The organism is Achromobacter sp. FW305-C-30-7 (genome assembly GCF_058783105.1).
Genome location: NZ_JBYSYI010000001.1, coordinates 1,374,358 through 1,389,410 on the forward strand (window position 1 = coordinate 1,374,358; position 15,053 = coordinate 1,389,410).

Annotated in this window: 12 protein-coding genes and 6 tRNA genes; 3 read left to right on the top strand and 15 right to left on the bottom strand. The window is 66.5% G+C overall.

Going from position 1 to position 15,053, the window contains the following annotated elements; genetic code table 11:
- Positions 1-750: 750 nt before the first annotated feature.
- Positions 751-1,173, bottom strand: coding sequence for a hypothetical protein (locus AC3WOB_RS06375; protein WP_013395781.1), 423 nt, complete (start codon positions 1,171-1,173; stop codon positions 751-753).
- Positions 1,174-1,415: 242 nt separating this feature from the next.
- Between AC3WOB_RS06375 and AC3WOB_RS06380 the strand changes: the two genes are divergently transcribed.
- Complete coding sequence (locus AC3WOB_RS06380) at positions 1,416-1,919, top strand: peroxiredoxin (protein ID WP_332015776.1); 504 nt, start codon at positions 1,416-1,418, stop codon at positions 1,917-1,919.
- Positions 1,920-2,005: 86 nt separating this feature from the next.
- The gene (locus AC3WOB_RS06385; RefSeq protein ID WP_332015775.1) at positions 2,006-3,388 is read left to right on the top strand and encodes an MFS transporter; all 1,383 of its coding nucleotides are present in this window, start codon (positions 2,006-2,008) and stop codon (positions 3,386-3,388) included.
- Between the two features lie 16 nt (positions 3,389-3,404).
- On the opposite strand, the gene AC3WOB_RS06390 is transcribed toward AC3WOB_RS06385, so the two are convergent.
- The 9 genes from AC3WOB_RS06390 to AC3WOB_RS06430 all read right to left on the bottom strand — a co-directional run bounded on the left by AC3WOB_RS06390 (position 3,405) and on the right by AC3WOB_RS06430 (position 8,030).
- The gene (locus tag AC3WOB_RS06390) at positions 3,405-4,280 is read right to left on the bottom strand and encodes an EamA family transporter (protein WP_454697132.1); all 876 of its coding nucleotides are present in this window, start codon (positions 4,278-4,280) and stop codon (positions 3,405-3,407) included.
- Positions 4,277-5,296, bottom strand: a complete 1,020-nt coding sequence (gene bioB, locus AC3WOB_RS06395) for a biotin synthase BioB (protein ID WP_332015774.1) — start codon at positions 5,294-5,296, stop codon at positions 4,277-4,279. The genes AC3WOB_RS06390 and bioB overlap by 4 nt, the downstream gene beginning before the upstream one ends.
- Before the next feature lie 243 nt (positions 5,297-5,539).
- Positions 5,540-7,030: a PAS domain S-box protein gene (locus tag AC3WOB_RS06400; protein ID WP_492274543.1), complete on the bottom strand. Its 1,491-nt coding sequence runs from the start codon at positions 7,028-7,030 to the stop codon at positions 5,540-5,542.
- A 227-nt stretch (positions 7,031-7,257) separates the two neighbouring features.
- A tRNA-Asp gene (locus AC3WOB_RS06405) sits at positions 7,258-7,334 on the bottom strand.
- A gap of 71 nt (positions 7,335-7,405) precedes the next feature.
- Positions 7,406-7,481, bottom strand: a tRNA-Glu gene (locus AC3WOB_RS06410).
- A gap of 39 nt (positions 7,482-7,520) precedes the next feature.
- A tRNA-Ala gene (locus tag AC3WOB_RS06415) sits at positions 7,521-7,596 on the bottom strand.
- A 103-nt stretch (positions 7,597-7,699) separates the two neighbouring features.
- A tRNA-Asp gene (locus tag AC3WOB_RS06420) sits at positions 7,700-7,776 on the bottom strand.
- Positions 7,777-7,839: 63 nt separating this feature from the next.
- Positions 7,840-7,915: transfer RNA gene (locus AC3WOB_RS06425), tRNA-Glu, on the bottom strand.
- Positions 7,916-7,954: 39 nt separating this feature from the next.
- Positions 7,955-8,030: transfer RNA gene (locus AC3WOB_RS06430), tRNA-Ala, on the bottom strand.
- Positions 8,031-8,385: 355 nt separating this feature from the next.
- Here AC3WOB_RS06430 and AC3WOB_RS06435 point away from each other — a divergent pair.
- A complete protein-coding gene (locus AC3WOB_RS06435) occupies positions 8,386-9,441 on the top strand; it encodes an aldo/keto reductase (RefSeq protein WP_492274544.1) in 1,056 nt (351 codons plus the stop codon).
- Between the two features lie 7 nt (positions 9,442-9,448).
- On the opposite strand, the gene lnt is transcribed toward AC3WOB_RS06435, so the two are convergent.
- The 5 genes from lnt to miaB form a co-directional block, all read right to left on the bottom strand.
- Positions 9,449-11,077, bottom strand: a complete 1,629-nt coding sequence (gene lnt, locus AC3WOB_RS06440; protein WP_492274545.1) for an apolipoprotein N-acyltransferase — start codon at positions 11,075-11,077, stop codon at positions 9,449-9,451.
- Positions 11,074-11,961 carry a CorC family transporter gene (locus AC3WOB_RS06445; RefSeq protein ID WP_492274546.1) on the bottom strand — a complete coding sequence of 296 codons (888 nt, stop codon included), beginning with the start codon at positions 11,959-11,961 and terminating at the stop codon, positions 11,074-11,076. Before AC3WOB_RS06445 ends, lnt begins: the two co-directional genes overlap by 4 nt.
- A 153-nt stretch (positions 11,962-12,114) precedes the next feature.
- Entirely contained in the window at positions 12,115-12,588 is a 474-nt protein-coding gene (ybeY, locus tag AC3WOB_RS06450; protein ID WP_492274547.1) for an rRNA maturation RNase YbeY, read from the bottom strand.
- The gene (locus tag AC3WOB_RS06455) at positions 12,578-13,603 is read right to left on the bottom strand and encodes a PhoH family protein (protein WP_013395771.1); all 1,026 of its coding nucleotides are present in this window, start codon (positions 13,601-13,603) and stop codon (positions 12,578-12,580) included. Before AC3WOB_RS06455 ends, ybeY begins: the two co-directional genes overlap by 11 nt.
- Positions 13,600-15,033: a tRNA (N6-isopentenyl adenosine(37)-C2)-methylthiotransferase MiaB gene (gene miaB, locus AC3WOB_RS06460; protein ID WP_492274548.1), complete on the bottom strand. Its 1,434-nt coding sequence runs from the start codon at positions 15,031-15,033 to the stop codon at positions 13,600-13,602. Before miaB ends, AC3WOB_RS06455 begins: the two co-directional genes overlap by 4 nt.
- Positions 15,034-15,053 lie beyond the last annotated feature (20 nt).

A 15,053-nucleotide genomic window follows, 5' to 3' on the forward strand; every position in this document is an offset into this window, starting at 1 on the left:
GGCGCATCGAGGTTGCGAGCCGCCACGCCGCCCGCGCCGACGGGCTACGTGCGTCTTGGCTACTTGCGCTGCTAGAGCTGTGGTCGGGGGCGAGTCTTGGGCTGCCCGTATTAATCGGCCGCGCGGGCGGCCGATTAATACATACGTCATCGTTTTGAGTGTGATTGTGATCGCTGGCGCGCATGCGTAGGTGGGTTTTCTGATGGCGTCGCCGTCAGAGGGGGGGCGGTGATGGGTGGCGCGCGGCAGGTAGCTGTTTGCGCATGAAGACCCATACGCGCGCCACCCATCCGGCATCGGAGTTCAACTGGTGAATGTCAGTGGCATCGAGATACTGTCGGTCGGCATGAAGAACGGCTCTTGAAATTCGAACCAGTTCTTCACCAGCGCGCAGCGTCATCGCCAATCGCCAGAAACCGCGTAAGCCCCCAGAGGCCGCCCGCGCGGCCGGCCGGGGGCGGGCCCCGCAAGATCCATCGCCAGCCCCCACCGGCGGCGAGAACCCTAAGCACACCGTTCGCCCCCGGGGCCGGGAAGTTTTAGCCAGCAGAGCCAGTTGCGGCGGCGGGCCCAGAGGCGCGGGGCGTCGATAAGCCCGAGGGAATCTGAAGGAAAGGCCGAAGGCCTTGACGAAGATGACGAAGGGGAAGTCCGGAGCGAAGGCTCCGGACCGCAATCGTTGCCCCGCGCCTCTGGGCCCGCCGCCGCAACTGGCGTCTCAAGAACCTGAAGCTTCTGAAACAGAACCTGCTATTGCGCCTTCTCCCCCGGCAACCCATCACTGACCTCAGCCAAAGCACTCTTCATATCCTCGTACTCCATCACCCTCTCGTTCTGAAAGCTACCCAGCACCCCCCGGCATCCATCCACCCCCGAGCGCTTCATCTCCTCCATCATCGTCTTCCCCTGGGCCTGTCCCTGCTGGAACAGCCCGTCATAGCCGCCCGCCGAAAAGCCATACTCCTGCGCATACTGCAGCAGGTTCTTGCGGGACGTGGTCAAGTGCTGGGCCAGGTCGGGTTCGGAGGCGCCGCAGGCGCGGGCGGCGCCGTTGGAGGCGCCGGCGGCGACGACGAAGGAATCGTATTGGGCCTGTTCGGCGGCATCCGGAGCGGCCCAGGCCGTGGCAGCCGAGGCCAGCGTCAGGGCCAGGCCGGTCAAGATCTTGCGCATCGATGACTCTCCGCTAGATGCCCGCCAGCCGGCTGCGCGGCGTGCGCGGGCGGTGATTGCAACCACAACATTATGGCAATCAGCCGTTTCGAACCGGTGTAGGCACGGTATGGAGTCGTTTCAGACTGTGCATCTTTTTTTCCCGGGGGCCTGACGGCCAGCAAGGCGGCCGCGCAAGAACTATGATGGAGGCTGTGGGGCGCTCCTGCCCCAGTGCATTGCCCCCATTCCTGGAGATCTACATGACGATCAAAGTCGGCGATCGCGTGCCGGACGGCACCCTGACCGAATTCATCGAAACCGAAACCGCCGCCTGCTCGCTGGGCCCCAACGCGTTCCAGGTGGCCGATCTGACCCGTGGCAAGACCATTGCGCTGTTCGCGCTGCCCGGCGCCTTCACGCCCACCTGCTCGGCCAAGCATCTGCCGGGCTACGTGGAACAGGCCGCCGCCCTGAAGGCCAAGGGCGTCGATGAAATCTGGTGCGTGGCCGTCAACGACGCGTTCGTCATGGGCGCCTGGGGCCGCGAGCAGAAGACGGACGGCAAGGTCCGCATGCTGGCCGATGGTTCCGCCCTGTGGACCAAGGAACTGGGCCTGGAGCTGGACCTGATCCAGCGCGGCATGGGCGTGCGCTCGCAGCGCTACTCGGCCCTGATCGTCGACGGCGTGGTCAAGCAGCTGAACATCGAAGGCCCCGGCAAGTTCGAAGTCAGCGACGCAGCCACGATGCTGTCGCAAGTCTGATCCCACGCAGTTCCTGTTTTACCGCTTAGTGCAGCGGGCCGCTCCGGCGGCCTGTTGCGCTGCCGCCAGCAGCGGTTGCCGACGCCATGCTCGCCACCATCTCCTCCTTCTCGTCGCTTTACTTCGCGACCTTGCTGATGCTTATCGGCACGGGTCTGTTCAATACCTACATGGGGCTCAGGCTGACAGCGCAGTCTGTCAGCGAGGTGTGGATCGGCGCCCTGATCGCCGGCTACTACCTGGGCCTGGTGTGCGGCGCCCGTCTCGGGCACAAGCTCATCATCCGCGTGGGCCACATCCGGGCGTTCGTCGCCTGTGCGGCCGTCGCCACCAGCATGATCCTGGCGCAGACGCTGGTCGACTCCATGCCGCTGTGGCTGGTGTTCCGCGTCATTTCGGGCATCGTGATGGTGACCGAGTTCATGGTCATCGAGAGCTGGCTCAACGAGCAGACCGAAAACCACCAGCGCGGACGCGTCTTTTCCGTCTACATGGTCGTGTCGGGCCTGGGCACCGTGCTGGGGCAACTGGCCCTGACCGCCTATGCCACGCTGGACCTGCGGCCCTTGACCCTGGTGGCCATGTGCCTGGTGCTGTGCCTGGTGCCGATCGCCGTCACCGCGCGTTCGCACCCGCCCACGCCGCTGCCGGCGCCGCTGGACATCCGTTTCTTCATGCGGCGCGTGCCGCTGTCGATGACGGTGCTGTTCGTTGCGGGCAATCTGTCGGGGGCCTTCTACGGCCTGGCAGCCGTCTACGGCGCCAAGCACGGCCTGTCCACCTCGCAGGCGGCCATTTTCGTGGCCGCCGCGGTGACTGCGGGCCTGCTGTCGCAATGGCCCATGGGCTGGCTGTCAGACCGCATCAACCGCGCCGGCCTGATCCGCTTCAACGCGCTGCTGCTGGTGCTGCTGCCCGTGGTCATGTGGGGCTGGATCGTCCTGCCGTATTGGGCGCTGGTGGCGATGTCCTGCGTTTTTGGCGTGCTGCAGTTCACCCTGTACCCGCTGGGCGCGGCCTTTGCCAACGATCACGTGGAGTCCGAGCGCCGGGTCAGCCTGTCGGCCGTGCTGCTCATGACCTACGGGGTGGGGGCCTGCATTGGCCCGATGATTGCCGGGGTGCTGATGTCCCTGGCCGGGCCCAGCATGTACTACGTGTTTATCTCCGCCTGCGCCCTGATCCTGGTCTGGCACGTGCGTCCCACCCGCGTCACTGGCGCGCACCAGGTGGATGAGGCCCCGACGCATTTCGTGCCCATGCCGGACACGCTGCAGAGTTCGCCGGCCGCGGCGGTGCTGGATCCGCGGGTGGATCCGGCGACCGACATCGCCATGGAAATGGTGCAGCCCGACGTGGCGCCGGTAGCGACGGCCGAGCCGCCCGCGCAGGAACCGCCTGGCGAGGCCGGCGCGGACCAGGCAGACGACGCGGCCGAGGACGGACGCCAGAGGCGCACCGGCACCTGAGGCCGGGATGGCGCCCCTACCAGGGCGCCATCAGCACGATGGCGGCCAGCGCCAGCGCGATGCCCAGCAGGTTCAGCCGGGTCAAGGGTTCGCGGAAGGCCAGCGCGCCGACCAGCGTGCCCAGGGTGATCACGCCCATGTTCATCGATGCGAATACCAGCGCGGGATGCTCGGGCAGCGACTGGTGCGCGCGGATGTAGGTCAGGATGTTGCCGAAGTTCGCCAGGCCCAACACTGCGCCAGCGGCCAGGTGACGCAGCTGCCAGCGCACCCGGCTTCCCAACAGATAGGCGAGCATCAGCAGACCGGCGATGACGAACGCGAGCAGCAAGCCGCCCGCGAAGGCAGTGCCTGCGCGCGCCATCTGCTTGAACAGAATGTCGATCACGCCATAGCCCACCCACACGACCAGCGGCCATAGCCACATGGCGCGGGTGCTGGCGGGTGTGTCCTCACCCGGCGCTTGTGCGCGGGCGGGGCGGCGCAGCAGGCAGTACAAGGCGCTGGCGGCCAGCAAGGTCGCGGCCAGCTTGCGGCCGCTGACCGATTCGCCGAACAGCAGGAAGGCCGCCAGCAGCGGGATGAACAGGGACAGGCGCTGCGCCGCGTCGCTGCGCACGATGCCGGCATGGCGCACGGCCGCGGCCATCGCCAGGAACACGCTGGGCAGCAGCACGCCCAGCGCGGCCAGCACCAGCCATGGGGTCTGCGGCGCCAGCAGCGCGGCCGGATCCGGGCGCAGCACGGCCCAGCAGAGCAGGGCGGCCACCGCGTAGTTCATGGCGATGGCCTGGCGCACGTCCACCTGGTAGCGCCGCGCCAGCTTCAGCAGCACGGCCACGGTCACGCTGCAGGCGACGCTGGCCAGCAGGTAGAGCAGGCCCGGGGTCAGCGGCATGCCGTGGCGTCGTGGTGCTGGTGTTGGGCGGCGTCGATGCGCATGCCCAGGCGCTGCAGCAGGCGCTGGTCGGCTTCCATCTGCGGATTGGCCGTGGTCAGCAGGGCGTCGCCGTAGAACATGGAGTTGGCGCCCGCCATGAAGCACAGCGCCTGCAACGCGTCGTCCATGGCTTCGCGGCCCGCGGACAGGCGCACCGCCGCGCGCGGCATGGCGATGCGGGCCACGGCGATGGTGCGCACGAATTCGAACGGGTCCAGGGCTTCCACGCCGGCCAGCGGCGTGCCTTCCACCTGCACCAGGTTGTTGATCGGCACGGACTCGGGATAGGGCTCCATGCTGGCCAGCTGGGCGATCAGGCCGGCGCGTTCGCGGCGCGATTCGCCCAGGCCCACGATGCCGCCGCAGCACACGCTGATGCCGGCGTCGCGCACCCGGTCCAGCGTGTCCAGCCGGTCCTGGTAGGTGCGGGTGGAGATGATCTTGCCGTAGAACTCGGGCGAGGTATCCAGGTTGTGGTTGTAGTAGTCCAGGCCGGCGCTTTTGAGTTGTTCGGCCTGGCCCTCGCGCAGCATGCCCAGGGTGACGCAGGTCTCCAGGCCCAGGGCCTTCACCGCGCTGACCATCTCGGCCACCGCCTCCAGGTGGTGCGGCTTGGGGCTGCGCCAGGCGGCGCCCATGCAGAAGCGCTGCGCGCCGCCTTCCTGGGCCTTGCGGGCCGCGGCTACCACGTCCGCCAGGGGCATCAGCTTGTCGGCGTCCAGGCCCGTGTCGTAGTGCGAGGACTGCGGGCAATAGGCGCAGTCCTCGGGACAGCCGCCGGTCTTGATCGACAGCAGGCTGGACAGCTGGATGGCGTTCGGATCGAAATGGGCGCGGTGCGTCTGCTGGGCCCGGAACACCAGATCCATGAACGGCAGCTCGTAGAGCGCCATGATGTCGGCGGCGCTCCAGGCGGGAGCGGCGGCCGGCTTGGCGACGGTCGGGACGGGAATGTAGGCGGTCTGCATGGATGGGGCTCCTTTCGGCTTGCGGGGATCGTGCCGCTTGGCAGGCAAGGGCGGGATCGGCGGATCGTAAGAAGCTGCGCACGGTTTGCGCAATCCAGGTCGACAGGCGGAAATTAGTACCCTGTTGTTGTTGTTTTTGCTGGAAATGGAAGATTTTGGAGGATGCCCGCGTCTAAGTGGCCCATATCTTCGGGGACGCCTGAATGCTTATTATTTTGCATCCAATTGTAAATAATCGGGGTATCAGGCCTGGTCGCGCTTGTCGCGCGCCCGCGTGCGCTCGTGTCCGGTGATGCCACGGTCCCGCGCCCACACGATGGCCGCGCTGCGGCGGTGTACGCCGATCTTGCTGTAGATGGTGGCCACGTGGTTGCGCACGGTATTGCGCGACAGCTTCAGTTGCCGGGCGATGCCGTCGTCGTCATGGCCCTGGCACATCAGGCCCAGCACTTCGCGCTCGCGCGAGGTGAGCTGCGCCAGTTCGGCCACATCGCGGGTGGCGGGCGCGGGTTCGCGCAGTTGCGCCAACTTTTCGATGACGCTGCGGCTGAACCATGAGGTGTCCTGCATGACGGCTTCGATCGCCGTCAGCAGTTCCGTCTCGGAGCGCTTGCGTTCCGTGATGTCCTGGATGGCCAGCAGCACACGTTGTTGGCCGCCTATGGTCACGGGCTCCGCCGACAGAAGGCAATCCAGCTGGCTGCCGTCCTTGGCCGCCAAGGCCACATCACGGTTGCGTGCGCTTTCGCCGCGCTTGAGGTTGGTCTCCAGATCCTCGGAGAGCCGCAGGCCCAGAGCGGTCAGCGCGTGGCCGATGCTCTCCTGCGGCGAGGCGCCGGTGGCTGCGGCAAAGGCGTCGTTCAGGTCCAGCGCGAGCAGCGTCTCGCCCTCGCAGACGGCCATGGGCACGGGCGCTAGGCGGAATGCTTTGGAGAATCGCTCCTCGCTTTCGCGCAAGGCCAGTTCGGTGCGCTTGCGGGCTTCCACGTCGATGAAGGTGAACAGCATGCATGGCTCGCCCTGCATGTCGATGGGCTGGCCCGCGACGATGACGAACTTCAGGCTGCCATCCGCAAGTTTCAGCACGCCTTCGCGTTGTGCAATGGTCTGCCGTTCGTGCAGCCTGGCGACCGCGTTGTTCTTGTCGTCGCCGTCCAGCACGTCCAGGTCGTAGGCCGACTTGCCCAGTATGGCGTCGCGCGCGTAGCCCGTCATTTCCAGGAAGCCCTGGTTCACCTTCACGTAACGCAGGTCGGAGAGGCGGCAGATCAGGGCGGGCGCGGGATTGGCGCCGAAGGCGCGCTCGAAGCGTTCTTCGGCGTTGATCTGCCCGGTCTGGTCGTGCAAGATCAGGACGCGGTAATCGGCCCCGTCGCCGCCGTCCAGGTGCAGGCCGCTGGCGCGCACATTGCGCCGGAATTCCTCGTCGTCCTTGCGTGCCAGGTCCAGTAGCAGTTCGTCGAATGGCTCCGCCGCGGCCAGGAGATCCAGTGGATACTGGCGCGCGGGCACGCGCAGATGGTTGCGGAAGCTGAGGGTATATCGCTTGCGATAGCCCGCCGGCGTGCCGCCCAGTTCATCCAGCGTGTCGGCGCCATGCAGGTTGAGCGCGCTGGCATTGGCCCAGGCGATGGCGCCGTCCGCCTCGAGCAGGATGATGCCTTCGTTCAGGCCCGCGATGATGCGTTGCAGATGCTGGCGGTGCGGATGGGGAGCGGCGGCGTTCGCGGTCACGTAGTCCTCTTCTTTTCGCAGGGCACGACGCAAAGAGAATGAAGGCGCGCCGGCGCGCTGTCCAGATGGCGAAATGGACGAGACTGAGCGCAGGGGGGAGAGTAGAGAAGATGGCTGCCGGCTGGCGATGAGGGCAAATTCGGCCGGCAGAAATGCAAAAAAGCTCCGGAAACCGGAGCTTTCAAGGGATGCTGAAGCAGACAGACTTGCGAACCGCATGATGTGCTTGGCGGAGCGGACGGGGCTCGAACCCGCGACCCCCGGCGTGACAGGCCGGTATTCTAACCAACTGAACTACCGCTCCGCAGCGGTTTACTCTGACTTCTTCAATGCACTGCGGTGTCAAGGCAGCTTGGTACTACATGCCAGAAAGACTGGCGTCCCCTAGGGGATTCGAACCCCTGTACTCACCGTGAAAGGGTGATGTCCTAGGCCTCTAGACGAAGGGGACCTGAACGAAACAGAACTACTTTACTACCGTACTGCTTACTGGTGGAGGTAAGCGGGATCGAACCGCTGACCTCTTGCATGCCATGCAAGCGCTCTCCCAGCTGAGCTATACCCCCCAGGATCCTCGATGTCCCAAACTTCAGACAACAAGGTCTCACACTTTATAAAGCAAAAAAGCCCCGAAAACGGAGCTCTTGAAAGACTCTGAGCGAGAGCTTTTGGCGGAGCGGACGGGGCTCGAACCCGCGACCCCCGGCGTGACAGGCCGGTATTCTAACCAACTGAACTACCGCTCCGCAGCGGCGTACTCAAAACATAGTCACTTCAACTGCATCACTACATACTGCTGCCAGAAAGACTGGCGTCCCCTAGGGGATTCGAACCCCTGTACTCACCGTGAAAGGGTGATGTCCTAGGCCTCTAGACGAAGGGGACTTGGACTTGCAAACTGGTACTGCATCCTTCGCCGTTGACTGGTGGAGGTAAGCGGGATCGAACCGCTGACCTCTTGCATGCCATGCAAGCGCTCTCCCAGCTGAGCTATACCCCCGTCTTTCTAATCAGCCCGTTCAACGTTTTACGAAGGCGAACACACGTTTTACCGAGTGCTTTTTCGTAGTTCGTTGCCGGTTTTGTTTAGTGCCGTTGGCGAAGAAACGAGATTATGCACGAACTAAATAGGGTGTGCAAGTCGCTTCGGGGCAAAAAGCCCAAAAGTTGCGAAAAAATGGGGGTTGGAAGGGTTTTTTTGCTCGTTTTTGCTCTTTCTTTGCGCAGGCTTGGGCAGGGCGATTGATGCAGAATCCAAGTAAATCAAAGGCTTGTGAGAATGCTATCGTGAGCGGAAAATTTTTTCGCCGATCCGGAAAATTTTCCATGCCGAATCGGCGCACACGGACATCGCCATGAGCAACAAGACTTCGTTTCCCACGCGGCCGCTGGGGCAGAGCGGCATGGACATCACCCGCATCGGGCTGGGCGCGTGGGCCATCGGCGGCAACGGCTGGGCGGTGGGCTGGGGACGGCAGGACGACGCCGATTCGGTGGCTGCGATTCGCCGCGCGGTCGAGCGTGGCATCAACTGGATCGACACCGCGGCGGTTTACGGGCTGGGACATTCCGAGGAGATCGTGCGCCGCGCGCTGGCGCAGATGGCGCCGGACGCGCGGCCCTACGTCTTCACCAAGTGCGGCCTGACCTGGTCAGCGGAGCAGCCGCAGGCGATGCCGCGGCGTACCGGCGCGCCGGCTAGCATCCGGCGCGAAATCGAGGATTCGTTGCGCCGGCTGGGCGTGGGGCGCATCGATCTCTACCAGATGCACTGGCCGGCGGGCGACGGCACGCCCCTGGAGGTGTACTGGCAGGAATTGCTGGACCTGAAACAGGAGGGCAAGGTCAGGGCGGTGGGCCTGTCGAACCACAATCTTGCGCAATTGGAGCAGGCCGAAGCCTTGGGCCATGTGGATACGCTGCAACCGCCGTTCTCGGCCATCCAGCGGGGGGCTGGCGCGGACCTGATTCCTTGGTGCGAGAGGAACGGCACGGGCGTGATCGTCTACAGCCCGATGCAGTCCGGCCTGTTGACCGGCGGCTTCAGCGTGGCGCGCGCCCGCGCCTTGCCGGCGGATGACTGGCGCGCGCGCAACGCGGAATTCACCTCGCCCGGCATCGAGCGCAACCTGGCGCTAGCCGATGCGTTCAAGCCCATCGCCGAACGCCATGGCGCCACGGTCGCGGCCGTGGCCGCGGGCTGGACCTTGGCCTGGCCGGGCGTGACGGGTGCCATCGTCGGCGCCCGCAGCGCGGCTCAGGTGGATGGATTGCTGGGCGCGGCGTCGCTGGAGCTGGACGCGGAGGACATGGACGCCATCGCGGACGCGATCGAGCGCACGGGGGCAGGAGCCGGACCGCTGCGCCCGCCCGAGGAGAGCGGCGCGCTGCCGGTCAATCTGTTCGCCTGAGGCGGCTTCAGCCGCGGCGCGTCTTGCGGCCGCTGCCGAACGCGGCAATCAGCGCCAGGCCGATCAGGGCCAGCGCGGTCTTGTCGCCAAAGCGCGCATAGGGCGTCAGCCCCGTCATGCCTTGCACGGCCACCGGCAGGACGCCGGCTTGCAGCGGCGCGAGTTGGGCCGCCACGTGGCCCTTTGCGTCGATGGCGGCGGTAATGCCGGTGTTGGTGGCGGTCAGCATGGGACGCGCCGTTTCCATGGTGCGCAGGCGGCCGATCTGCAGATGCTGGCGCAAGGCCCAGGAATCGCCGAACCAGCCCAGGTTGCTGACGTTCACCAGTATCGTCGCGCCCGGTTCGCCATTGGGGCCGGGCTGCAGCGCGGGCAGCAGGTCCGGTCCGAACAGGTCTTCGTAGCAGATGTTGAACGCGACGTGCTGGCCGCCGACCGCGAAGGGCGTCTGGCGCACCGCGCCGCGGTCGAAGTCGCCCAGCGGAATGTTCAGCATGTCCACGAACCAGTGGAAGCCGGGCGGCACGTACTCGCCCCAGGGCACCAGGTGGCGCTTGTCGTAGCGCATGGCGGTGTTGCCGGCCACGAGCTGCTCGACTGGCGTATTGCCGTCAAAGCCCATGACGCTGTTGGTGTAGCGGTCGCGGCCGTTGACGCGGTCGTGCAGCGGCACGCCCATGGCGATGGTCGTATTGCGCTGCGCCGCCAGGTCGCGCCAGACTGCCCAGGCGCGCGGATCGAGCTGGTCCTGGAAGATCGGCAGCACGGTTTCCGGCAGGATGATCAGTTGTGGCGCGGGCACGCCCGGCGCCGGCGGCATCGCCGCCAGGTCCAGGTGGCGCGTCAGGCTCTGGTCGAGCAGGGCGGGGTCGAATTTCTGGGATTGTCCGATGTTGCCCTGGACCAGGCGCACGTTCAGCGGATCGCCGGACGGCGTGGACCAGTCGATGCGGGACAGCGGCCAGCCGGCAGCGGCCAAGGCCAGCGCGATGCCGGCAGCCAGGGCGTGGCGCGAGCCGGTGCCGGCCCGGCGCGAGGGGTGCCACAAGCTTGCCAGGGCCGCGGCGACGAAGGCGGCCAGGAAGGCCATGCCATGCACGCCGAGCAACGGCGCCCAGCCCGCGATGGGACTGTCGACCTGCGCATAGCCGATGTTGAGCCAGGGAAAGCCCGTCAGCAGCACCGCGCGCAGCCATTCGAACGCGGCCCACATCGCGGCCCAGGCCAGCGTGCCTGACAGGATGCGGGCAGGCGGAGAATCAGGTAGCAGCGGCGCGTAGCGGCGCGCCAGCGCGCTGGCGGTGGCCGGGAACAGGGCCAGGAAGGCCGACAGCGCCAGCACCGCGGCCACGGCCAGCGGCGCGGCCAGATCGCCGTAGCGGTGCAGGCTGATGAAGATCCAGTACAAGCCCAGCGCATAGCTGGCGAAGCCGAACAGCCAGCCGCGCAGCCAGGCCTGTTTCGCGGAAGGCGCATACAAGGTGACGCGCGCGGCGATGGCCAGCATCAGGACCTGGGTGACCGCCAGCGCCCAATCTGGCAAGGGCCCGGGCGAGAAAGTCAGGGCGTGCACGGCGCCTGCCAGCACCAGGCCGGCGGCGCCGCGCAGGTAACGGCTGCGCGGGGACTGGGTCATTCGTCGGAAGAGGGTGAGGCTTGAGGCGCGGCGTTGCGCTTGACGCGCAGCCAGATGGCGCGACGCGCGTCGCCGCGGGCCACTTCCAGGCGCAGGCCGTCGAACTCGGCGATGTCGCCGCGGCGCGGGATGCGGCCCAGCTGTCCGCCCATCCAGCCGCCGACGCTGTCGTACTCGTCGTCGGGCAGTTGGCAGCCGAACACTTCGTTGAAGTGCGAGATGTCGGTGGCCGCCAGGACGCGCCACTGGTTCTCGCCTTCGGGGAAGATGGAGTCTTCCTCGGTTTCGTCGAATTCGTCTTCGATGTCGCCGACGATCTGTTCCAGCACGTCTTCCATCGTGACCAGGCCGGAAATGCCGCCATGCTCATCGATGACGATGGCCTGGTGGTTGCGGCTGGCGCGGAACTCGTGCAGCAGCACGTTCAGGCGCTTGGATTCGGGGATGAAGACGGCGGGCCGCACCAGCGTGCGCACTTCGATGCCGGGTTCCAGCATGCAGCGCAGCAGATCCTTGGCCAGCAGGATGCCGATGATGTTGTCGCGGTCGCCCTCGTACACGGGGAAGCGCGAATGAGCGGTCTCGATGACCGAGGCCACCAGGTAGGGGATGGGCTGCGTGACGTCCAGCAGATCCATGCGCGAACGCGGGACCATGATGTCGCCGACAGTGCCTTCGGACACGGCGAGCGCGCCCTTGATCATCTTGTAGGATTCCGCGTCTAGCAACTGGCGTTCGTGCGCGGCTTCCAGCACGGCCTTGATGCCTTCGCGGTCCTCGGGCTGGCGGCGCACAAGGGAAAGCAGGCGGTCTAGAAGGGATTTGGTGGCGGGTTTGGCTGAGCGAGCAGAAGTCGCTTCGGGAGCAGGGTAAGGGTCAGACATCGTCCGGGAGGACAAGTTATGGAGGGGCCAGCATAACCGATACTGGCCTGCAATTTGTAACGACGGCCCCTTAAGTGAAGGGATCCGCCGCCATCTGCGCCTTGCAGGCCGCCATTTTTCGGTAATTTCTCAGGGTTGACCCCAGTCCCCGTGTCAGGCCGCGACGTAAGGATCGGCGATGCGCATGGCGGCCAGCGTGGTGGTCTCCAGGGCTTCCATGCGCTTGGCGTCGCGGGCCTTGATGTGATCGTAGCCCAGCGCGTGCAGCACGCCGTGGATGGTGAGATGGGCGGCGTGGTCCAGCAGCGCCTTGCGCTGTTCGCGGGCCTCGCGCAACAGCACCGGCACGCACATGACGATGTCGCCGCGCGCAACTCCCAGCGGATCCACCCCGTACTCGAAGGTCAGCACATTGGTGGCGTAGTCGCGGCCGCGGAAGTCGCGGTTCAGGCGCCGGCCCTCGGCCGCGCCGACCAGCCGCAGGCTCAGCTCCGCGGCCGAGAACGCGACCAGGCCGTCCTCGGCTGCGGCCGCCAGCGCGCGCTCGGCCCAGCGGCGCAGGCGCCAGCGGGGCAGGCGGGCTTCCTCGACGCCGTACTGTACGGACAGGGACAGTTCAGGCTTCATCTTCGGAGGCGCGGTCGTAGGCGTCGACGATGCGCGCGACCAGCGGGTGGCGCACGACGTCTCGGCTGGTGAATCGGGTGGTGGCGATGCCCTGCACTTCGTGCAGCACCTTCACCGCATGCGCCAGGCCGCTGTCCTGGCCGCGCGGCAGGTCCACCTGCGACGGGTCGCCTGTGATGACGGCCTTGCTGCCGAAGCCGATCCGCGTCAGGAACATCTTCATCTGTTCCGGCGTGGTGTTCTGCGCTTCGTCCAGGATGACGAAGGCGTGGTTGAGCGTGCGGCCGCGCATATAGGCCAGCGGCGCGATCTCGATGGTCTGCTTTTCGAACAGGCGCTGCACCTTCTCGAAGCCCATCAGGTCGTAGAGCGCGTCGTACAGCGGGCGCAGGTACGGGTCGACCTTCTGCGCCAGGTCGCCGGGCAGGAAGCCCAGGCGTTCGCCGGCCTCGACCGCCGGGCGCGTCAGCACCAGGCGCTGCACGGTGTCGCGCTCCATCGCGTCGATGGCGCAGGCCACGGCCAGCCAGGTCTTGCCGGTGCCGGCGGGGCCGACGCCGAAGGTGATGTCGTGCTTGAGGATGTTGTTCAAGTAGTCGCGCTGGCGCGGCGTGCGCGGACGCAGGTCGCTGCGCTTGGTGCGCAGGGCGATGCTGTCGCTTTCGTCGTCCAGGGCGGGCAGCGGGTCCGCCTCGCGGGCCTGCTCTTCCTTCAATTCCTGTTCCTGCCGGCCGACGCCGATCTCGACCAGCCCGAGCTGGATATCGTCGACCGACAGGGCGCGGTGCACGGCCTGCTCATGGAAGCGGCGCAGCACCCGGCTGGCCAGCTCCGCCAGCTCGCCTTCGATGGTGACGCGGCTGCCGCGGCGCGAGAGCTTGACGTTCATGCCGTCGGCCAGCTGCCGCAGGTTCTCGTCCAGCGGGCCGCAGAGGTTGGCCAGATGGGTGTTGTCGCCGTCCAGGGTGACGACGATGGGCATGCTGCGGCGGGCGCGGGAGCGGGGAGTGGTCATTCGGCCTCTTGGGGGGTACGGTCCACGTCGGCGACCCGGGCGCGCAGCGAGTTGGTGTGCGCTTCGGTGATGATGACGTCGACCATTTGTCCGATGAGCCGCGCGGGCGCGGCGAAGTTCACGATGCGGTTGTTCTCGGTGCGGCCCATCAGTTCGTTCGGGTCGCGGCGCGAGGGGCCTTCCACTAGCAGGCGCTGGCGCGTGCCGATCATGTTGCGGGCGATCGTGGCCGCCTGCTCGTTGATCAGCGCTTGCAGGCGTTGCAGGCGGCGCAGCTTGACGTCCTGCGGGGTGTCGTCATGCAGGTCGGCGGCGGGCGTGCCTGGGCGGCGCGAATACACGAACGAGAACGAGGTGTCGAAGCCGACGTCCTCGATCAGCTTCATGGTCTTTTCGAAGTCTTCCTCGGTTTCGCCGGGAAAGCCGACGATGAAGTCCGAGGACAGGGTCAGGTCGGGGCGCGCGGCGCGCAGGCGGCGCACCACCGACTTGAATTCCAGGGTGGTGTAGCCGCGCTTCATGCCGGCCAGCACGCGGTCGCTGCCGGCCTGCACCGGCAGGTGCAGGAAGGACACCAGCTTGGGCAGGCGGGCGTAGGCGTCCACCATGCGCTGGGTCATTTCCTTGGGGTGCGAGGTGGTGTAGCGGATGCGCTCGATGCCGGGGATTTCGTGCACGTACTCCAGCAGCATGGCGAAGTCGGCGATCTCGTCGCTGTCCGTCATGCGGCCGCGGTAGGCGTTGACGTTCTGGCCCAGCAGCGTTACTTCCTTCACGCCCTGGTCGGCCAGGTCGGCGACTTCCACCAGCACGTCCTCGAAGGGCCGCGAGACTTCCTCGCCGCGCGTATAGGGCACGACGCAGAAGCTGCAGTACTTGCTACAGCCTTCCATGATGGAGACGAACGCCGTGGCGCCTTCCACGCGCGGCGGCGGCATGTTGTCGAACTTTTCGATCTCGGGGAAGCTGATGTCCACCTGCGAACGGCCTTCGTCGCGGCGGCGCTTGATCAGGTCCGGCAGGCGGTGCAGCGTCTGCGGGCCGAACACCACGTCGACGTAGGGCGCGCGCTTGACGATGGCCTCGCCTTCCTGGCTGGCCACGCAGCCGCCCACGCCGATCACCAGGTTGGGATTGGTTTTCTTCAGGTGCTGCACCCGGCCCAGGTCCGAGAAGACCTTTTCCTGCGCCTTCTCGCGCACCGAACAGGTGTTGAACAGGATGACGTCGGCGTCTTCCGGGTTGTCGGTGAGTTCCAGGCCCTGGTCGCCGCGCAGTACGTCGGCCATCTTGTCCGAGTCGTACTCGTTCATCTGGCAGCCGAAGGTGCGGATGTACAGCTTGCGGGGGGAGCCGGCCTGGGCGGCGGGGAGGGCGGCGCTGGCGCCGTCGTGCGCGGCGTCGGCGCGCTTGAGAGTGGTTTCTTGCATGATGGTCGCCGTGACGGGTG